The 19,776-nt window shown below is 67.4% G+C and carries 20 protein-coding genes; 12 read left to right on the forward strand and 8 right to left on the reverse strand.

The window, feature by feature from the left end; all coding sequences use genetic code 11:
* The first annotated feature begins 132 nt into the window (after positions 1–132).
* From VUN84_03290 to VUN84_03320, 7 genes are all read left to right on the forward strand, one after another.
* Positions 133–510, forward strand: coding sequence for a tautomerase family protein (locus VUN84_03290; GenBank protein XAS64712.1), 378 nt, complete (start codon positions 133–135; stop codon positions 508–510).
* A 109-nt stretch (positions 511–619) separates the two neighbouring features.
* Entirely contained in the window at positions 620–1,621 is a 1,002-nt protein-coding gene (gene iolC / locus VUN84_03295; GenBank protein ID XAS64713.1) for a 5-dehydro-2-deoxygluconokinase, read from the forward strand.
* A complete protein-coding gene (locus VUN84_03300; protein ID XAS64714.1) occupies positions 1,618–2,580 on the forward strand; it encodes a deoxyribose-phosphate aldolase in 963 nt (320 codons plus the stop codon). Before iolC ends, VUN84_03300 begins: the two co-directional genes overlap by 4 nt.
* Positions 2,581–2,619: 39 nt before the next feature.
* On the forward strand, positions 2,620–4,548 hold the full coding sequence (gene iolD, locus VUN84_03305; protein ID XAS64715.1) for a 3D-(3,5/4)-trihydroxycyclohexane-1,2-dione acylhydrolase (decyclizing): 1,929 nt from the start codon (positions 2,620–2,622) through the stop codon (positions 4,546–4,548).
* 89 nt (positions 4,549–4,637) lie between these two features.
* Positions 4,638–5,549: a sugar phosphate isomerase/epimerase gene (locus VUN84_03310; protein ID XAS64716.1), complete on the forward strand. Its 912-nt coding sequence runs from the start codon at positions 4,638–4,640 to the stop codon at positions 5,547–5,549.
* Between the two features lie 19 nt (positions 5,550–5,568).
* Positions 5,569–6,582, forward strand: coding sequence for a Gfo/Idh/MocA family oxidoreductase (locus VUN84_03315; protein ID XAS64717.1), 1,014 nt, complete (start codon positions 5,569–5,571; stop codon positions 6,580–6,582).
* 128 nt (positions 6,583–6,710) lie between these two features.
* Positions 6,711–8,117 carry a sugar porter family MFS transporter gene (locus VUN84_03320; GenBank protein ID XAS64718.1) on the forward strand — a complete coding sequence of 469 codons (1,407 nt, stop codon included), beginning with the start codon at positions 6,711–6,713 and terminating at the stop codon, positions 8,115–8,117.
* A gap of 83 nt (positions 8,118–8,200) precedes the next feature.
* Here the strand turns inward: VUN84_03320 and VUN84_03325 are convergent, their stop codons facing one another.
* Positions 8,201–8,650, reverse strand: a complete 450-nt coding sequence (locus tag VUN84_03325; GenBank protein ID XAS64719.1) for a MarR family transcriptional regulator — start codon at positions 8,648–8,650, stop codon at positions 8,201–8,203.
* Between the two features lie 173 nt (positions 8,651–8,823).
* Between VUN84_03325 and VUN84_03330 the strand changes: the two genes are divergently transcribed.
* Positions 8,824–10,041 carry an MFS transporter gene (locus tag VUN84_03330; protein ID XAS64720.1) on the forward strand — a complete coding sequence of 406 codons (1,218 nt, stop codon included), beginning with the start codon at positions 8,824–8,826 and terminating at the stop codon, positions 10,039–10,041.
* On the opposite strand, the gene iolB is transcribed toward VUN84_03330, so the two are convergent.
* The 4 genes from iolB to VUN84_03350 form a co-directional block, all read right to left on the reverse strand.
* Positions 10,038–10,934: a 5-deoxy-glucuronate isomerase gene (iolB, locus tag VUN84_03335; protein ID XAS64721.1), complete on the reverse strand. Its 897-nt coding sequence runs from the start codon at positions 10,932–10,934 to the stop codon at positions 10,038–10,040. The genes VUN84_03330 and iolB overlap by 4 nt on opposite strands.
* A 132-nt stretch (positions 10,935–11,066) precedes the next feature.
* Positions 11,067–11,816, reverse strand: coding sequence for a GntR family transcriptional regulator (locus tag VUN84_03340; protein XAS65747.1), 750 nt, complete (start codon positions 11,814–11,816; stop codon positions 11,067–11,069).
* Between the two features lie 104 nt (positions 11,817–11,920).
* Positions 11,921–12,325, reverse strand: coding sequence for a gamma-glutamyl-gamma-aminobutyrate hydrolase family protein (locus VUN84_03345; GenBank protein ID XAS64722.1), 405 nt, complete (start codon positions 12,323–12,325; stop codon positions 11,921–11,923).
* 32 nt (positions 12,326–12,357) lie between these two features.
* Positions 12,358–12,483, reverse strand: a complete 126-nt coding sequence (locus VUN84_03350; GenBank protein ID XAS64723.1) for a gamma-glutamyl-gamma-aminobutyrate hydrolase family protein — start codon at positions 12,481–12,483, stop codon at positions 12,358–12,360.
* 136 nt (positions 12,484–12,619) lie between these two features.
* Between VUN84_03350 and VUN84_03355 the strand changes: the two genes are divergently transcribed.
* On the forward strand, positions 12,620–13,114 hold the full coding sequence (locus VUN84_03355; GenBank protein ID XAS64724.1) for a polyketide cyclase / dehydrase and lipid transport: 495 nt from the start codon (positions 12,620–12,622) through the stop codon (positions 13,112–13,114).
* Between the two features lie 10 nt (positions 13,115–13,124).
* Positions 13,125–14,258 (forward strand): Rossmann fold nucleotide-binding protein, encoded by a 1,134-nt coding sequence (locus VUN84_03360; GenBank protein ID XAS64725.1) that lies wholly within the window; start codon positions 13,125–13,127, stop codon positions 14,256–14,258.
* A gap of 12 nt (positions 14,259–14,270) precedes the next feature.
* Here VUN84_03360 and VUN84_03365 read toward each other — a convergent pair whose 3' ends face one another.
* Positions 14,271–15,479: a VIT1/CCC1 transporter family protein gene (locus tag VUN84_03365; GenBank protein ID XAS64726.1), complete on the reverse strand. Its 1,209-nt coding sequence runs from the start codon at positions 15,477–15,479 to the stop codon at positions 14,271–14,273.
* A gap of 261 nt (positions 15,480–15,740) precedes the next feature.
* Between VUN84_03365 and VUN84_03370 the strand changes: the two genes are divergently transcribed.
* On the forward strand, positions 15,741–15,977 hold the full coding sequence (locus VUN84_03370; GenBank protein XAS64727.1) for a hypothetical protein: 237 nt from the start codon (positions 15,741–15,743) through the stop codon (positions 15,975–15,977).
* Between the two features lie 93 nt (positions 15,978–16,070).
* Here VUN84_03370 and VUN84_03375 read toward each other — a convergent pair whose 3' ends face one another.
* Entirely contained in the window at positions 16,071–17,594 is a 1,524-nt protein-coding gene (locus tag VUN84_03375) for a sodium:solute symporter (GenBank protein ID XAS64728.1), read from the reverse strand.
* Between the two features lie 309 nt (positions 17,595–17,903).
* On the opposite strand from VUN84_03375, the gene VUN84_03380 reads away from it, so the two are divergent.
* Positions 17,904–18,479, forward strand: coding sequence for a cupin domain-containing protein (locus tag VUN84_03380; GenBank protein XAS64729.1), 576 nt, complete (start codon positions 17,904–17,906; stop codon positions 18,477–18,479).
* A gap of 254 nt (positions 18,480–18,733) precedes the next feature.
* On the opposite strand, the gene VUN84_03385 is transcribed toward VUN84_03380, so the two are convergent.
* Positions 18,734–19,546: a type IV toxin-antitoxin system AbiEi family antitoxin domain-containing protein gene (locus tag VUN84_03385; GenBank protein ID XAS64730.1), complete on the reverse strand. Its 813-nt coding sequence runs from the start codon at positions 19,544–19,546 to the stop codon at positions 18,734–18,736.
* Positions 19,547–19,776: the final 230 nt, after the last annotated feature.

A 19,776-nucleotide genomic window follows, 5' to 3' on the forward strand; every position in this document is an offset into this window, starting at 1 on the left:
GCCCAGCGCGGGGTCACCTCGCGTCCATTCCACACCCCGGGATGGGCGGGAGATGACCCCGCGCTGCGGTGTTCTCTTGATCCCTCGGTCTGTGATTGTTAGTATGTCAGGACAAATGAAGGGGAGGAATGAGTGCCTTTCGTGCGAATCGACGTCACCCAGGGCCGGACCCCGGTGGAGCTCCGGGCGCTCAGCCGGGGAATCCACCACGCCATCGTGGCCGACTATGGCATTCCGGAGCGGGACTACTTCCATGTCCTGACCGAACATCCCGCGGGTCAGATCCTGGCCCAGGACGCCTGCCTCGGCCTCGAGCGGACGCCGGATGTGGTGATGATTCAGATCCTTACCCAGGCCGGGCGCAGTACGTCACCGGTGAGCTCGGCGTCCCCGGCACGTAGCCCGCAGGGGTTGCGCCCACTGCCTGCCACACGGGCCGGGCCGCGGCGGCATTCAGACCCTCCGTGTCATGTTGTAAATATGTCAGTACAAACCTTTGACAGTACATAGATTCTGGGGCAGAGTAGTGGATGTGGCCCGGCTCACGCCGGCCTCCTAGGCACCGAAGCTCAGGTTGCGCAAAGGTACCGAGTTCACACCAGAAAGGTCCGCGATCACCGTGACCCACGAACTGCTCACGATCGGGCGCATCAGCGTTGATATCTACCCGAACGACATCGGGGTGGATCTGGAGGATGTCACGTCCTTCGGAAAGTACCTTGGCGGATCACCGTCCAACGTGGCAGTCGCCGCGGCCCGCCACGGCCGCCGCAGCGCTGTCATCACCCGCACCGGCGACGACGCCTTTGGCAACTACCTGCACCGCGAACTGCGCAAGTTCAACGTGGACGATTCCTTCGTCACCGCGGTGAAGGAATGGCCCACGGCGGTCACATTCTGCGCGATCAAGCCGCCCGCGGACTTCCCGCTCTACTTCTACGGACGCTTCCCCACGGCCCCGGACCTGCAGATCAAGGCCGAGGAGCTGGACCTGGACGCCATCAGGGACGCGGGAATCTTCTGGTCGACAGTCACCGGACTCTGCCAGGAACCCAGCCGGACCGCCCACCTCACGGCCCACGAGGCCCGGCCCCGTAACGGGCTGCAGCCCGGCCAGTTCACCATCCTGGACCTCGACTACCGTCCGATGTTCTGGGCCTCCGAAGCCGAAGCCCGGGATCAGGTCGCCAGGATTCTCCCGCACGTCACCGTGGCCATCGGCAACGACAAGGAATGCGCCGTCGCCGTTGGCGAAGGCACCCCGGACGATCAGGCGGACCGGCTGCTCGCCGCCGGCGTCGAGATCGCGGTCGTCAAGCTCGGCCCGGAAGGCGTGATGGCCAAGACCCGCACCGAACGCGTTGTCTCTGCCCCGGTGCCGGTGGAAACCGTCAACGGCCTGGGTGCCGGCGACTCTTTCGGCGGAGCGTTCTGCCACGGGTTGCTCTCCGGCTGGCCGCTCGCCCAGGTCCTCGACTTCGCCAACGCCGCCGGCGCGTTTGTCGCCTCCCGGCTGTCCTGTGCTGATGCGATGCCGACGCCGGACGAGGTCACCGGCCTGCTCGCCGAACGCGGCCGAATCGTGCCGGGCACCTACGCCACCGAAGGAGCAACACTGTGAGTGTCAACCCCGCCGCCGCCAGCCTTGCGGTGGATGACAACCCGCGCCGCTACGAGCACCTGAGCATCATCCGGCTCGAGGATCCCGACGCGGTCGCCCGCGCCGCGAAGGCCCGCCGCCGCCACCCCGGCGTCAGGGCCGGCCAACAGAATTTCATCGTCGCCGCCGACCACCCGGCCCGCGGGGCACTCGCGGTCGGCAATGATCCTGGGGCCATGGCCGACCGCCGCCAGCTCCTGGACCGCCTGCAGATCGCCCTGGCGAACCCCGACGTGGACGGCGTGCTGGCCTCCCCGGACATCTTGGACGACCTTCTCCTGCTCGGCGCGCTGGATGGCAAACTGCTCTTCGGCTCGATGAACCGCGGCGGGCTCTCGGGCCTGGTCAACGAGTTCGACGACCGGTTCACCGGCCACACCGCTGCCGCCCTGGAAGCGCTGGGAGCCGACGGCGGCAAGATGCTTACGCGCATCTGCCTCGGCGACCCGGACACCGTCGCCACCTTGGAAGCCACCGCCAAAGCGATCGACTCGCTCGCCGAGCGCAAGCTCATCGCGATGGTGGAGCCGTTCCTGTCCGTCCGGGAGAACGGCAAGGTCCGCAACGACCTCTCCACCAACGCCGTCATCAAGTCCGTCGCGATCGCCGAAGGCCTTGGCTCCACCAGCGCCTACACCTGGATGAAACTGCCGGTAGTGGCCGGGATGGAACGCGTCATGGCGTCCACCACCATGCCCACCGTGCTCCTTGGCGGCGATCCGGACAGCAGCCAGGACGAAGTTTTCGCCAGCTGGCAGGACGCCCTCGCGCTGCCGGGCGTCCAGGGCCTCACCGTCGGCCGGACCCTGCTCTACCCGCACGACGGCGACGTGGCCGGTGCCGTCGCAACCGCCGCCTCGCTGCTGCACCACACCGCATCCACCCGCACCGCATCCGGCGCCGCAGAAGTATCGGAGTAACGTCCCATGGTTATGAACACTGCCTCAGGAACACGCAGAATGACCGTCGGCCAGGCGGTCGTCGAATACCTGTCCCAGCAGTACACCGTCGATTCGATTGGCGGCCAGGACTACCGGGAACGGCTGATCCCAGGGACTTTCGGCATTTTCGGCCACGGCAATGTCGCCGGCGTCGGCCAGGCCCTCAAGCAGTACCAGCAGCTCGATCCTACGATCATGCCGTACTACCAGGGCCGGAACGAACAGGCCCAGGCGCACCAGGCGGTGGGCTACGCCCGGCACACCCGCCGGCGCCAGACCTTCGCGGTCAGCACCTCGATCGGCCCGGGTTCCTCGAACCTGCTCACCGGCGCCGCGCTGGCCACCACCAACCGGCTGCCGGTTCTCCTGCTGCCGAGCGACACCTTCGCCACCCGCGCCGCGGACCCTGTCCTGCAGCAACTCGAACGCCCGGAAGCCTCCGACATCACCGTCAACGACGCGTTCCGGCCGCTGTCCAAGTTCTTTGACCGTGTCACCCGGCCCGAGCAGCTGTTCTCCGCGTTCCACCACGGGCTCCGGGTGCTGACGGACCCGGCCGAGACCGGCGCCGTCACCATCTCACTGCCCCAGGACGTCCAGGCCGAGGCCTTCGACGTGCCCGAGGAATTCCTCGCCGAACGCGAATGGCGGATCCGCCGCCCGGACGCTGACGATGAGGACATCCGCCGCGCGGCCGCGGCCATCCGCGCCGCCAAGCGCCCCCTGATCATCGCCGGCGGCGGCGTCCTGTACGCCTACGCCAACGAGGAGCTCGCGAGGTTCGTCGAGGTGACGGGCATCCCGGTGGGCAACACCCAGGCCGGCGTCGGCGTCCTGCCCTGGGACCACAGGTTCTCCCTTGGTGCGATCGGCTCCACCGGCACGACGGCGGCGAACGCCATCGCCGCCGACGCGGACCTGATCATCGGGATCGGCACCCGCTACGAGGACTTCACCACCGCGTCCCGGACCGCGTTCCAGAACCCGGGCGTGTTGTTCATCAACATCAACGTTGCCGCGATCGACGCCTACAAGCACGGCACCGCCCTGCCGATCGTGGCGGACGCCCGCAAGGCCCTGGTCAAGCTGAATCAGGCCCTCGGCGGCTACCGGGTCGGCGCGGACCTGGAACAGCAGATCGCGGCCGAGAAGACCCGCTGGGACGCGACCGTGGACGAGGCCTTCGACACCCGCTTCACCCCGCTGCCGGCCCAGAACGAGATCATCGGCGCCACGCACCGCGCCATGGACGCCCAGGACGTGGTCATCTGCGCCGCCGGGTCCCTCCCGGGTGACCTGCACAAGATGTGGCGCGTCCGGGACCCGTTCGGCTACCACGTCGAATACGGCTACTCCTGCATGGGCTATGAGATCCCGGGCGGGCTCGGCGTCAAGCGCGCGGCGCTGGCCGAAGCGGCCAGGGGCGGGGCGCAGCGCGACGTCGTCGTGATGGTCGGGGACGGTTCCTACCTCATGATGCACACCGAACTGGTCACCGCCGTCGCCGAACGGATCAAACTGATCGTGGTGCTGATCCAGAACCACGGCTACGCCTCCATCGGCTCGCTCTCCGAATCCCTCGGCTCGCAGCGTTTCGGCACCCAGTACCGCGCCCTGGACGAGGAACACCACAGCTTCGACGACGGCGAGCGGCTCCCCGTGGACCTGGCCCTGAACGCCGAAAGCCTCGGCGTGAAGGTGATCCGGATCGAACCGGGGGAGAAGGTCATCGCGGAGCTCGAACAGGCAGTCCGGGACGCCAAGGCGGCACCGGAACGCGGCGGCCCGATCCTCATCCACGTCGAATCCGACCCGCTGCTGGACGCCCCCAGCTCCGAGTCCTGGTGGGATGTTCCGGTGTCCCAGGTCTCCGAGCTCGACTCCACGAAACAGGCGTTCCGGACCTACATCGACCACAAGAGCCGCCAGCGCAAGCTGCTCGGCTGAACCGCCCAATAGAGAATCGAGTGCTGAGCAGGCGCCGTTTTGAGCGCCCAAAAGGGCACTTGTGGAGCAACCGATTAGAAGGGATGGATATGACTGAGAACAAGCTGATCATCGGCACCGCGCCGGACTCGTGGGGCGTCTGGTTTGCGGATGACCCGAAGCAGACCCCGTGGGAACTGTTCCTGGACGAGGTGGCCGAATCGGGCTATAAGTGGATCGAACTCGGCCCCTACGGCTACCTCCCCACCGCCCCCGCACGGCTCGCCGAGGAGCTCAAGGCCCGCGATCTGAAGATCTCGGCCGGCACCGTGTTCACCGCCTTCCACCGCGGCCTGGACCAGTGGGAAACCGCCTGGGAGCCGGCCCGCAAGGTTGCCGAACTCACCGCCGCGATGGGCGGCGACCACGTGGTGGTCATCCCGGCCATGTGGCGCGACGACGTCACCGGCGAGGCGGTGGAAAGCGGCGAGCTTACCGAGAAGGCGTGGAGTGACCTTTTCGCCGGCCACAACCGCCTGGGCAAGACCCTGCTGGAGGATTTCGGCCTGCAGCAGCAGTTCCACTCCCATGCGGACTCCCATGTCGGCGCGCAGAAGGACATCGAGACCCTCCTCGCCGCCACGGACGCGAAATACCTCAACCTCTGCCTGGACACCGGCCACGCCGAATACTGCGGGGCCTCCAGCCTGGACCTGATCAAGAACTACCCGGACCGGATCGGCTACCTGCACCTCAAGCAGATCAACCCGGACATCCTCAAAAAGGTCAACGAGGAAAACATGACCTGGGCCGCCGCCAACCTGGCCGGCGTCATGACCGAACCGCCGAACGGCCTGCCGGACCTGCGCGCCGTCATCGAAGCCGTCGAGGCGCTGAACCGGCCGATTTTTGGCATTGTGGAACAGGACATGTACCCCGTCGCCTTCGACGTCCCGATGCCGATCGCCCGGCGGACCCGCAACTACCTGCTCTCGTGCGGCTCCCGCACCGCCGTCAACTAGAACCCAAAGGACCAGAACCATGACCAAGACCCTCCGCGTTGCTGTCATCGGCGCCGGCCGTATGGGCGCAGACCACATCCAGCGGCTCAACACCCGCATCCACGGCGCTGAAGTTGCCGCGGTCGTCGACGTCGACCTCGGCCGCGCCCAGGCGGCCATCGAAGGCATCCCCGGCGCCGTCGCCCTGGCGGACGCCGACGAGGCCCTCAACAACGGCGACGTCAACGCCGTCCTGATCGCCACCCCGGGCTTCCTGCACCAGGACATCCTGCTCAAGGCCATCGCCAGGGACATCCCGATCCTCTGCGAGAAGCCCCTCACCCCGGACGCCGCCTCCGCCTGGAAGATCGTCCAGGCCGAGGAAAACCTGGGCCACCAGCGCATCCAGGTCGGCTTCATGCGCCGCTTCGACGCCGAATACGCCGCTTTGGGCAACATCATCCGCGCCAACGACCTCGGCGAACTGCTGATGCTGCACCACCAGCACCGCAACCCGGCCACGCCTGACGGCTTCACCAACGAGATGCTGATCAACGACTCCGTAGTGCACGAATTCGACGCCGTCCGGTTCTTCACCGGCGAGGAGATCACGTCCGTCCAGGTCCGCCTGGGCAAGGCCACGAAGAACGCCCCATCTGGCCAGCACGACCCGCAGCACGTGCTGATCGAAACCGAATCCGGTGTCCTGGCCGACGTGGAGATCTTCGTCAACGCCAAGTTCGGGTACGAGGTGGCCACCCAGGCTTCCTTTGAGAACGGCATCGTCAACATCGGCGGCGACAACGGCCCGTATACCCGCACGTCCGGACGCTGGGGCGGGAATGTCACCCCCGGCTTCGAGGAGCGCTTCGGCGCGGCGTACGACGTCGAAATCCAGTCCTGGGTGGACGCCGCCCTCCGCGGCGAAATCGGCGGGCCGACGGCCTGGGACGGCTACGCCACCGCCGCCTGCTGCGAGGCCGGCGTCGAGGCGCAGAAGAACGGCGAAAAGGTCGCCGTGAAGCTGAACGCCAGGCCCGCCCTGTACCGCTAGGAGTGCGGCTCCGGCGGGCCGCTTTCTGCTGCTAACCTGAAAATCGGCGACGGCGACGTCAACTGGGACAAACTCTTCGGCAGCGACCAGCTGAAGATCAGGTAGCAGCAGATCCAGAAGGTGAACGTATGAAGTCGGCGGCAACTCCCCGACAGCGCAAGACGTCCGAAAACCACCAGCGGGCTCTGCGCACCGCCACTTTCATCTCCACCCTCGGCGGGTTGCTCTTCGGCTACGACACCGGCGTCATTAACGGCGCCCTGCCGTACATGCAGGAGGACCTGGGCCTCACGCCGCTCACCGAAGGGCTCGTGACCTCCTCGCTGCTCTTTGGTGCCGCCTTCGGCGCCCTGTTCGGCGGACGCCTCGCGGACCGCAACGGCCGCCGCAAGATGCTCATGGTGCTGGCCGCCATCTTCCTCATCGGCACGCTGGCCTGCACCTTCGCTCCGACCACGGGAGTGATGATCTCCGCCCGTTTTGTCCTTGGCCTGGCCGTCGGCGGGGCATCGGTCACCGTGCCGGTGTATCTCGCCGAAATCTCCCCGAGTGCCCGGCGCGGACGGATCGTCACCCGGAACGAGCTGATGATCGTCACCGGCCAGCTGCTGGCTTTCATCTTCAACGCCTATCTCGGCGCCAGGTTCGGGGAATCCGGCGGGATCTGGCGCTGGATGCTCGTGGTCGCCACCCTGCCCGCGATCGCGCTCTGGGTCGGGATGAACGTCATGCCCGAGAGCCCGCGCTGGCTGGCCTCGACGGGCCGCTTCGGTGAGGCCCTCAGCGTGCTGCAACGGATCCGCTCCCAGTCCGAGGCCCGGGCCGAATTTGAGGAAGTCAAGGCCATGGCCGTGGAGGACTACAAGTCCACGATGGGTTCCTGGCAGGACATCAGGGTGCCCTGGCTGCGCCACATCTTCGTGGTGGGCTTCGGCCTCGCTGTCATCCAGCAGATCACCGGCGTGAACTCGATCATGTACTACGGCAACCAGATCCTCGCCGAGTCCGGCTTCGGCAGGGAGGCCGCGCTGACGGCGAACATCGCCAACGGCGTCATCTCGGTGCTGGCCACGTTCGTGGGGATCTGGCTGCTGGGCAAGGTGGGCCGGCGCAGGATGCTCATCACCGGCCAGTTCGGTACGACGGCGGCGCTGCTGCTGATCGGGTTCTTCTCGCTGGTCCTGCCCGAAGGCACTGCCCGCGGCTTCGTGATCTTGTCCCTGACCGTGACGTTCCTGGCGTTCCAGCAGGGCGCGATCTCACCGGTCACCTGGCTGATGCTCTCGGAGATCTTCCCGCTGAACATCCGGGGCCTCGGGATGGGAACGTCCGCTTTTGTGCTGTGGACGGTGAACTTCCTGGTGGGTTTCGGCTTCCCGCAGCTCCTCGACGCAATCGGGCTTTCCAACACCTTCTTCGTCTTTGCCGTGCTGGGCGTCGGTGCCATCGCGTTCGCCGCGAAGTACATCCCGGAGACCAAGGACAAGAGCCTGGAAGACCTGGAACACCACTTCAAGCAGCTGGCGGCAAAGTAGCCCGGATCTTCCAGCACAAAGCCCCGCCCCGCGATTGAACGCGGGACGGGACTTTGCGCTTCATCAGGGCGTCTGGCGTGTTGTTACACGGCCGCGTGCAGCTTCGGAAGGGCAGCGACCAGGGGCGACAGTTCCGGCACCTCCTGCGCCTCGGCCAGCGCCCGCTCCAGCGTCGCGTCATGGCTGGGCCGGGCCTCCTCCAGCAGCTTGATGCCGCTGGCAGTGAGCTCGGTGTAGATTCCGCGGCGGTCATCGGCGCACAGGATCCGGGTCAGCAGGCCCCGGTCCTCGAGCCGGTTCACCAGGCGGGTGGTGGCGCTGGCACTCAGCGCCGTGGCGCGGGCCAACTGCTGCATCCGCATGTGCCAGCCGTCCTGGCGGCTCAGCGCATCCAGCACGGTGTACTCCACGACCGACAGCTGCGCCACAGCCTGCAGCGAGCGTTCCAGCTCCGCCTCGATCAGTGCGTGCAAGGCCGCCAGGGTCCGCCAGCCTTGCGCCCGGACCTCGACGGCGTCGTCCTTGATGCCCATCAGTTCTTCCCTTCCGATCGGCCTGCCCCGCCCCGACAAATCCCGGAACACCGACAGCCCACAAATTAGTTGCTTGCGCGGTATAGTTGCTTGTGCAACAATAAATAACGCGTCTGCAACTAATAGCTTACGCTTCGCTTTTCTTTCCGTACAGTTTTTGAAGGAGCTCCGCCATGCCAATTGGCCTGATAGCACTCGCCCTCGGCGGGTTCGGGATCGGACTCACCGAGTTCGTCATCATGGGCCTGCTGCCCGAAGTAGCCGCGGACTTCCAGGTCAGCGAGGCTACGGCGGGCTGGCTCATCTCCGGTTACGCGCTCGCGGTCGTCGTCGGAGCCCTGCTCCTGACCGCCGCCGTCACCCGCTTCGAGCGCAAGCCGGTGCTGGCCGTGCTGATGGTCCTGTTCATCGCGGGCAACCTGGTCTCCGCCGTCGCACCGGACTACGGGCTGATGATGATCGGCCGCATCATCGCGGCGCTCGCGCACGGTGCCTTCTTCGGCATCGGCGCGGTGGTGGCCGCCAGTATGGTCGCCCCCACCAAAAAGGCCGGCGCGATTGCCATCATGTTCACCGGGCTCACGGCGGCCAATGTCCTGGGTGTTCCCTTCGGCACGATGCTGGGCCAGGCCGCGGGCTGGCGGTCCACCTTCGGGGCGATCACGGGCATCGGCGTGCTGGCGCTCGTGGGGATCCTGACGCTGGTGCCCAGGACCGGTGCGGGGGAAGTGGCAACTGGTTCTGCCTCAGGAGGCCTTCGCGGGGAACTCCGCGCGTTCCGGTCCGGCCAGGTCTGGCTCTCCATCCTGGTCACCATCCTCGGCTACGGCGGCATGTTCGGCGCCTTCACCTACATCGCCTTCACCCTGACGGAGGTCACCGGGTTCTCCGCCTCCACCGTGCCGTGGCTGCTCATTCTGTTCGGCGTGGGCCTCTTCATCGGCAACACCGTCGGCGGCAAGGCGGCGGACCGGAATGTGGACCGCACCCTCCTCGTGGCGCTCTCCGTACTGGTGGTGGTCCTCGTGGCCTTCGCCCTCACCGCCGGGAACCAGCCGATGACCATCGCCTCCATGGTCCTGCTGGGTGGCTTCGGCTTCGCCACGGTCCCCGGGCTGCAGATGCGGGTCATGAAGTACGCCACCACCGCCCCCACCCTGGCCTCCGGCGCCAACATCGGCGCCTTCAATGTGGGCAATGCGCTTGGCGCGTGGATGGGCGGGGTGACCATCACCGCCGGCCTCGGCTACACCTCGCCCATCTGGGCCGGCGCCGGCATCACCCTGCTGGGCCTGGGGGTCATGGTGTTCGCGGCAGCCGCCGCGAAGCGTCACGGCGCCGGACGGCCGGCCGACGTCGACAGCGCCGAGCAGGAACTGCAGCCCGCTTAAGGGCAGAAAGGCAGCCGGGGATCCACATCCTGGCCGTCCCAGGTCTGGCGGATCCAGCCGTGGTGCGGGTCGTCGCTGATGAGCCAGTCGCGGACCGGGCCGGGGCCCGCCATCACGTTGAGGTAGTACAGGTCGTAGCCCGGGGCCGCCATCGCCGGACCGTGCCAGCCGTAGGGCACCAGCACGACGTCCCCGGTCCGCACCTCCGCGGAGACATCGATGGGGCGCTCGTCGGAGGCGTATACACGCTGGTAGCCGATCGCGTCGTCGGATCCCGGCCGGGCCGGAGCCCCGGGGGCGACCCGGGTCTCGAAGTAGTAGATCTCCTCGAGGCTGGTCTCGCCCTCCTTCTCCTCGTCGTGTTTGTGCGGGGGATAGGAGGACCAGTTGCCGGCCGGCGTCAGGACCTCGCAGACGATGAAGCGGTCCGCTTCCAGCGCGGCAGGGGTCCCGAAATTGTGGACCTGGCGGGAGCAGTTGCCGGCCCCGCGCAGCTCGACCGGCGTCTCCGCGGCCGTGATCAGGCGCGTCGGGTAGGCCGCTTTGGCCGGGGCGGTGGCCACGGCGACGCGTCCGCCGTCGGCCGAATTGATGGTCACGGCCTTGCCGGTCCCCGTGTAGAGGACGTCGCTGGGGCCGCCGAAGACGCTGTCCCGGCCGGCCAGCCGGTACTCCTCGCCGTCGACCGACACCGTGAAGGACCCGTTGAGCGGGACTACGATGCGTTCCTCGTCCGCGGCGGGAAGTTCGACGGCGGCCGCGGGCCGCAGTGTGGCCACCTTCAGCCCGGTGTGGGCCCAGCCCTCCACCTCCAGGGTGGAATCGGAGGTGCCCAGGGATACGTCCCAGGTGCCTTCGGCGGCGGTGCCGAGCGGATAGACCCAGTTGGCCATGAGTTCAGCCCTTTCGTTGTCGCGACGGGGAAGACGCGGGTGGACGGGGGAGCGGTGCAGAGGGGGACCAGATGTGCAGTGCCGGGGCGCGCAAGGCCCAACGGCATGCGCTGTCGCCTGGCGCTGGCGGCCCTAGCGCTGGACCAGCGTCATTTCGAAGCTGTAGGAATCCGCGCGGTAGACGTGGTGGCCGGTCTCCACCTGGCGCCCGGTGTCGTCCACGGCCGTGCGCTCCATGGTGACAAGGGCCGAGCCGGGGGTGGTATCCAGCAGGGTCGCCTGGTAGTCGTTGGCGATCATGGCGCCGATCCGCTGTGAGGCGAGCCGGAAGTTCACGCCGCCGTTGCGGAGGATCGCGTAGAGGCCTTGTGAGCCCAGGAGCGCTTCGTCGATGGGTGTGATGTCGTCGCGGACCCAGTTCTCCATCAGCGCCAGCGGTTTTCCGCCGACCTTCCGGAGCCGGGTGAAATGGTAGACCTTCGAGCCCGCGGGAATCTGGAGTGCTGCCCGGGTGGCGGCGTCGGCTTCATCGTGGGAGAAGCTCAACACCTCCGTGGTGGGCTCGCTGCCGTTGTTGCTGAGGTCGTCGAAGAGGCTGGACAGCTCAAGGGGGCGCCGGACCTGGCTGGAGACGACCTGGGTGCCGACGCCGCGCTTGCGCACGAGCAGTCCGGAGCGGACGAGCTCGTCCATGGCCTTGCGCATGGTGGGGCGGGAGAGGTTCAGCTGTGCGGCAAGGTCGATCTCGTTGTCGAGACGGCTGCCGGGGGGAAGGATCCCGCCGTGGATCGCGGCCTCGATGCCCTGGACCACCTGGTGGTAGAGCGGCACCGGTGAGGACCGGTCGATGTTGAGATTAAGATGATTCGCGACTTTCTGCATAACCACTTTTGAAGCGCTCCCTTGTGCCCCGGACCCGGGCCCAAGCAGGGCGGCGGGTCACATTCTCCGGCATATGTTCGCTTGATAGGACATACTGCCTAAGTTCATACTAGCAGGGCCACTAAGTGCTGGGGAAAGCTGCGACACACCTCAACGAAGGCGCGGAACGGGGCCAGCCGTTCTCCTGCCGGCAGTTCCAGGGCCTCGGGATGCCACTGCATAGACGCTACCCAGCGCTCCGGGTCTTCCAGCGCCTCCACCGTCCCGTCCTCGGCTACCGCTGTCATCACGAGCCCAGCGGCCACCCGCGCGACAGCCTGGTGATGGCCGGAGGCAATCTTGACCGTGACAGCTGGAAGATTGCCGCCGTTTTTATGGCCGCCGGGGCCGTCCCCGCCGTACAGGCCGGCAACCTTGCTTCCGCCCTGCATCTCAACCTCATGCCAGGCCCATGGTCCGGCACCGTGCACCGGCGCGGGTCCCCGGTGCGCCGCGGTGCCCGGCGCCATGACCTGGATCAGTGACCCACCATAGAGGACGTTCAGAAGCTGGTGCCCCGGCAGATTCCGAGGACGGGCAGCCCGGCACCGATCGAGCGCCGCGCAACGGCCAGGTCCAGCTCGTCGTGCGCCCGGCACCGGGTCCGCGATGTAGCCGAAGAGCTCATTGGCCTTCGCTACCCGCGGATCCGCGTCCGGGGGGCTGCCACGGCGGACGGGGAGACCGATGCGGGGCGGATGCGGGGGAGGGGCTGGGTCAGCATGGTTTATTCTGCACCAATCCGCCGGCACTAGGATTGCCGCATGACCAACAGATATCTCGTGTCCCGCAGCCGCTTCATCGCGGCCGCCCCGGAAGCCATCTTTGACGTGCTCGCCAACCCCGCGCTGCACAGCGTGATTGACGGCTCGAACACCGTCAAGGGGGCCCAGCCGCGCGGCCCTGAGCGGCTGGCCATGGGGGAGAAGTTCGGCATGGAAATGAACATCAAGATGGACTACAAGATCCTCAACACGGTCTGCGAGTTCGAGGAGGGCCGGCGGATTGCGTGGCGGCACTTCGGCGGCCACATCTGGCGCTACGTGTTGGAACCCGCCTCCGACGCCGCCGGGAAGCCGGGCACCCTGGTCACCGAAGAATGGGACGCCCGTGAGGTGCGCGCCAGGATCCTGCTGCGCCTGGCCGGCTACCTCCGCCGCCACCCTGCCAGCATTGAGCAGACCCTGGCCAAACTTGACGCTTACCTGAGCTCTGAAGCCGCCTCGGGCTCCGGCGCCGCCCCGGACCACACGCGCTAGGGCCCGACGGATGAGCGCTGCCCGCAGCCTGCACGCCAGTCCGCGCACGCTGGAGGTCGAAAGCCTGGACAGCTTCGACCGGCTGGTTGCGGGCGGGGCGACGTCGCTGCAGGGCTGGCATGTCCAGTCCCTTGACCTGCGGGGCCGGTCGGCGCAGCTCAGAGCCGTGCACCCGCAGGGCGGAATTTTCCTCGGGTGCACTTTCGCCGGCGGCGTGGAGGAGTCGCTGCGCAGCCGCGGCGCACTGATCTTTCCCAAGCTGGACGCGGTGCCGTTCAACCCGTACCGCGGGCAGCTATACACCCCGCAGGAACTGTACGAAGGGATCTCCGACTCCCGCTATGAGGACACGCCGGATGCCAAGGTGTACCAGTGGAGCATCCGGCCGGGACAGCGCCGCCGCCTCGACGCGACCCTGGCCGCGGCCCTGCACGACCACGCGATCGGTGATGCCCTCGAGGAGCTGACCCGCTCCGAACTCTGTACCGGCCGGACCATGGTGGGCGTGATGGGCGGACACGCGGCCACCCGCGGTTCGGGAGTCTACGACCAGGCTGCCCTGCTCGGAAGGCTCCTGGCCCGGGACGGCCGGGTCGTCGCCACCGGCGGTGGACCGGGCGCCATGGAGGCCGCCAACCTCGGCGCCTACCTGAGCAACGCCGCGGAGCCTGACGTCAGGCAGGCATTGGAAGATCTCGCCGCCGTCCCGGGGTTCCGGCCCTCCGTCTCGGCGTGGGCACGCGCCGCGGCCGCCGTCGTCGAACGCCATCCGGAAGGCACGCCGTCGCTGGGGATTCCCACCTGGTTTTACGGACACGAGCCGCCCAACTTCTTCGCCACCCACATTGCCAAGTACTTCGCGAACTCCATCCGCGAGGCCATTTTGCTGGAGCTGTGCACCGGCGGCATTGTTTTCCTGCCTGGTTCCGGGGGTACGGTGCAGGAAATCTTCCAGGACGCGTGCGAGAACTACTATGGCGCGCCCGAAACCATCACGCCGATGGTGCTGGTGGGGCAGGAGCACTGGCTGCGGCGCTACCCGGCATGGCCCCTCCTCCAGAGCCTTGCCGCGGGCCGGGGGATGGAGAACCGGATTTTCCTGGTGGACACCGTGGAGCAGGCTCTCGCCGTCCTGGACGGATAAGCGGGTCAGGACCTAAGCTACCGCGGCGCCGAAGGCCAGGCCCAGCAGGTACGTCACGCCTGCCGCACCCATGCCGATGGCCAGCTGGCGCAGGCCCCGGGAAGTGGGGGAGGTGCCGGACAGGAGACCCACGACGCCGCCGGTGAACAGCAGTGCCAGGCCCACCAGGCCGGCGGACACCGCCAGCGCCGCGACGCCGGTCATGCCCAGTACGAACGGCAGAATCGGAACAATGGCCCCTGAGGCGAAGAAGCAGAAGCTCGACGCCGCCGCGCTCCAGGCGGTGCCGACGGCTTCGTGTTCGTCGTGGGCCTCCGGAAGGTCCGGTTGCAGCGAGAGGCTGGGATCGCAGTCGCAGTCACGCAGACCCATCCGCTCCGCTACGCGGTGCTCGGCCGCTTCCCGGGACATGCCGCGGGCCAGATAGACCAGCAGGAGTTCGTTGTGCTCGATGTCCAGCGAGGGTGCTACGGCCAGGGTGATCTGGGTGGGGCGCGTCGCGTCGAGGAGTTCGCGCTGGGATCGCACGGAAATGAATTCACCGGCGCCCATGGACAGCGCCCCGGCCAGCAGCCCGGCGACACCGCTGAGGAGGACCACGGAGCTGGCCACGCCGGAGGCGGCCATGCCCATCACGAGGGAGAGGTTGCTGACCAGCCCGTCATTCGCGCCGAAAACGGCCGCGCGGAAGGTGCCGGCCAGCCGGTTGCGGCCCCGGGTGGCGAGCCCGCGCACCACTTCCTCGTGGATCTGCTCGTCGGCGACCATCGCCGGGGTGGCCGAGGGATCGCTGGCGTACGGTGAACGGCTTTCGGCCCGCTGGGCGAGCGCCAGCACGAAGACCGAGCCGAAGTGGCGGGCCAGGAAGCCCAGGAACTGGCTGCGGAGCGAGGCCGGGCGGGAACGGCCGGCGTGGTCGCCGAGCAGTTGCAGCCAGTGCGCCTCGTGGCGTCCTTCGGCGTCGGCCAGGGCGAGCAGAATCGCCCGCTCCTCACCGGAGCGGTTCTGGGCGAGGTCGCGGTAGACGGCGGCTTCGGCCCGCTCGTCGGCAAGGTACTGCCGCCACCGCTTGATGTCTGCAGGGCTTGGCCCCGCGGCGGGCTCCGCAGTGTGGGCTGCAGCCGGATGGGCTTCGGCGCGGGGCCCGGGGCGGCGTTCACGGCCGGGTTCGGGGGAGGGGGGTTCAGAGTTGAAGGGGTCAGATGGGGCGTGCTGGGACACGGAAGCTCCTGGGCTTGAAAGGGCATGGTTCGGCCCCGTTGCGAATCCAGCGTACCCCGTCATTCCGCGGATTTTCGGCTGGTATTCCTCAGTGCAGAGTTTAGGCAGACCGTAAAAAGCGCCGGCGCCGGGGAGCGGTTGCCGGCCGCTGGAATCCCATGGGGCAGGACTCTTGACCACCAGGGTCCGCGGTGTTCGAATGAGAGCCAGGGCGGGCTCCGCGGAGCCCTTGCCATCACCCCGCCACACGGAGGTTGCAGCATGGACACCACGGGTTCACGTCCAAACCAGCCAGCCAACGACTCCCTCGAATCCGATCCCGCCTACGACTACGCTGAGGACGCGCCCGTCGGTGACGCCGCCGGAACCGAGGAGGAAGAGCTCTTCGAAGAGGCGGATCGGCTGGTTCCGCTGGGCGAGGAGGATTTCCTGGGCGAGGAGAAGCCGGTGGCCCCCCTGGAGCGCGAAGAATTTGTGGAGCCGGAGGAAGGCGACTAGTGGTCCCGGACCACTGACCGCACGGGAGGCTTAAACGCCCGACGGCGACGCCCCCGAAACGGGGAGCGCCGCCGTCGGGCGTTCAGCTTCGCGCTAGTGGGTCAGAACGGGAACCTGTTCTTCCTCCACGGCACCGCCGGCAACCCTGCGGTGCCAGTTGGCCATGACCGCGGGATCCGTTGGCTTAGTCAGCAGGGATACCGCGATGTAAACCGCCGCTGATGCCAGCAGCCCGTAGTAGATAGGTTCGTTGGCATAGATCCCGTCCAGGGGAACCTCCGCGTTGATCTCCAGGATGATCATGGTGCCGAGGGTGATCACCGAGCCCACCGCCATCGAGGCAGCTGCGGCGGCGCCGGTGCCGCGCTTCCAGACGAGGCCGCCGAGGATGGCGACCAGGAGCCCGCCGACGAGGATGTCGTAGGCGATGGTGAGGGCCGCGACCACGTCCTTGGTGATGATCGCGATGACAATCGCGACGACGCCGAGCCCCAGGACCCACATGCGGTTGGCCCGAACGTCGTGTTCCGGGTTGTCCGTGTCATCGGTGTTGATGTTCTTGCCGAACCAGCTGGCGACGAACGGCAGCACATCGGCGCGGGCCACCGTGGCGGCGGCAATCAAGGCGCCGGAGGCGGTGGACATCATGGCGGCGACGGCGGCGGCCAGCACCAGGCCGCCGATGCCGATCGGCAGGAGGTTGGTGGCCACTTCGGCGTAGACAACATCCTTGCCGAGGGCCTTGACATCGATGTCCGGCAGGGCAACGCGGGCGCCCAGGCCGATCAGGGCGCCGGCAGCGCCGTAAAGAATGCAGTAAATGCCGGCGGTGGCGCCGCCCCAGCGGGCCACGGTGGGGGTCTTGGCGGTGAAGACGCGCTGCCAGATGTCCTGGCCGATCAGCAGGCCCAGGGTGTAGACGACGAAGTACGTGATGATCGTCTGGATGCCAATGCCGTCAATCTGGAAGAAGCTGGCGTCCACTCGGGCGCGGATCCCGTCGAGGCCGCCGGCGGCGTTGAGGGTGAACGGCAGCATCAGGGCGAAGATGCCGACCGTTTTGATGACGAACTGGACCTGGTCAGCCAGGGTGATCGACCACATGCCGCCGATCGTCGAGTAGACCAGGACGATCGCGCCGCCGATGGCGATGGCAAGCGCTCGGTCCCAGCCAAAAAGCACCACAAAAATGGTGGCGTACGCGCCGGTGGACGTGGCGCAAAGCATCAGCGTGTAGGCGAGCATCACGATGCCCGAGGTCTGGGTGGCGTTGCTGCCGTAGCGCAGGCTCAGCATCTGGGACACGGTGTAGATCTTCAGCTTCTGAATGGTGCTGGCGAAGAGCAGGCTGAGAAGGAGCACGCCGGCGCCGATCGCGACGACGAGCCACATGCCGGAGATGCCGAATTTGTAGCCGAGGCCTACGCCGCCTACGGTGGAGGCGCCACCGAGCACGACGGCAGCCATGGTGCCGGTGTAGAGAAACGGTCCGAGGCGGCGGCCGGCGACGAGGAAGTCGCTGTTGTTCTTGGTGCGGGACTTACCCCACCACCCGAAGGCCAGCATGGCGGCCAGGTACACCACCACGATGGCAATGTTGACGAAACTTGCGTCCATTGAGGGCTCCTTGGAGCTGTTCGGAGCAGGGCTGAACCTGGCGGCACACGTGCAGAGTCCGGGATCCAACTGCTTTTTGAGGGTAGGGAACGTTTTGCCGGCGGCAGCGTGCCGCGGGTGGGGAGCGCTGCCGCACTTGCGGCGGCTATTGCCTAATAGGCAACACTTGTTGCCAAAGATTAGATGTGATCCCTGTAACAGTCAAGACGCATGACGCGTCGGGGGCAGATCCGGGGTCCCGGAGATGCCGTCCCGCTAGTATGGCTCCAACGATGGGGCCGAGCGGCCGGCCGTGAAAGGTTCCAAAAAATGAAGGCTCTACCAGTTGAACCGAGCAACGTTCCCGTTGCCATCGGTTCCCGGATCCGCGCCGCCCGGCAGTCCCAGCGGCTCACCATCGAACAGGTCGCCGACGCCACCGGTCTGACCAAGGGTTTCCTCAGCCGGGTGGAGCGGGACCTCACCTCTCCGTCGGTCGCTTCCCTGGTCACGCTGTGCCAGGTGCTCTCCATTTCCATCGGTGATCTTTTTGCGGCCCCGGAGACCCACCTCACCAAGAACAACGAGGGCCCGCGGATCTCGCTCGGTGGCGAAGGCATCGTGGAGCGGCTGCTGACCGCGCGCTCGGAGCGCCGGGTCCAGATCATCCAGGCCGTGATCGAGCCCCGTGGCCGCGGCGAATCGGAGCTCTACGCCGTCGACTGCGACGTCGACGTGCTGCATGTGGTCAAGGGCAGCATCCGGCTGATCCTCACGAACGAGGAATTCGAGCTCCACACCGGGGACACCGTCACCTTCCCCGGCCGCGAGCCGCACACCTGGGTCAACCCGACGGATGCCGCCGTCGAGGTCCTCTGGGTCCTGGTCCCCGCCGCGAGCCGTTAGAGTCCTTGGCCTGGCCGCGGCCGCGTTCCCTCCCGGCTGCCCGCCGCGCCGGCTGCGGGAGGCGGCAGACCCGCGCTCCTGCCCGGTTACTCGCCTGTGGAACGCCCGTCGGTGGGGTTGAAACCCCGGAATGCCGCAGTCGCCCGAAGGCGGGCGCCGGGGTAACTGGGCGGGAACGCCAGATGTGGAGGAAACCGGACGCGGCAGTTCGGTCCAGGGTCAGGGCGAGGCATGGACGGCTGGTGTCAGGACGCTTACCGCCGGGCCAGAACGGCGCGAATCTCGGCGACGACCCGCTCCGGTTCGTACCAGATGTGTTCCGGCATGTACCTCAGCACGGAGTAGCCGGTCAGGGCCGAGGCATTATTTCGGCGCAGATCCCGGCGCATGGCCTCCCGGCTGGAATGAAAGGCAAAGCCGTCCACCTCAACGATCAGGTAGCCTTCGATCAGGAAATCGACCCGGCCAATTCCGGCAAGGTAGACCTGGGCCTCATAAGCTATTGAGGCGGCGCGGAACAGGTGCTGGGCGTCCACTTCCACGATTGATTCGGCCCGCACATCCACCAACTGGAGGGCCTTGCGGGCCGGGCCGGATTTATCGCCGAGGAGTTGGCTCTTGAGCAGTTCCAAGGGAACGCCGTGAAGACGCAGGGCGGATGTCGCAATAGCCGCCGCCGCCGGCGGCGGCAGGCAGGTCATGGCATGCAGCACCACGTCTTCAATCGCAGCCACGGGCAGCATCGGGTGCCCTGCGAACCTGACCGTCCGATGCCGGACGAAACCTCCACCGTGGCCGTGGTTGCACGCCAGATGATGACGGGCCGGGGCGTCCCGCAGCCACAGGCCATAGTGTGCCGCCGCGCTGGCGCAGCTGACCCGGGCGTTGTTCCGGATAGCTGCCAGGAATTCGGGCCGGCAGTCAGGGAGGACAAACACGCCCCGCCGCAGCTGTTGCGCCCCGGCGCCGGCCAAGCGGGCAATATCCGTTCGTGAAAAGCCGGCGGCGAGCAATTGTGCTGTCCGGGCGACGCCGCCAGCCTGGGTCAGGTAGTCCAAAGGGTCCATGCAGCCAGTTCACGGCGAAGCGGATGCACGCGGCACCCGGGAACCGGGTTATCTGGACAACTTCGGTGGCCGCCCGCTGCGCTGCCGCCCAGTTACTCGCTCCAGTCCCAGGTCCGGTCGGCGCCTGGCCCGGGCTTTCCGCGGGTGTCCAGCCGGCGGGGGAGTGCTGGGCAACAGCAACTGGGCAGGAGCGCAGCCGTGGCCGCCCCAGGCGGTTTACTTGTAAACAT

It is taken from the genome of Micrococcaceae bacterium Sec5.8, assembly GCA_039636775.1.
Classification (GTDB): Bacteria; Actinomycetota; Actinomycetes; order Actinomycetales; family Micrococcaceae; genus Arthrobacter.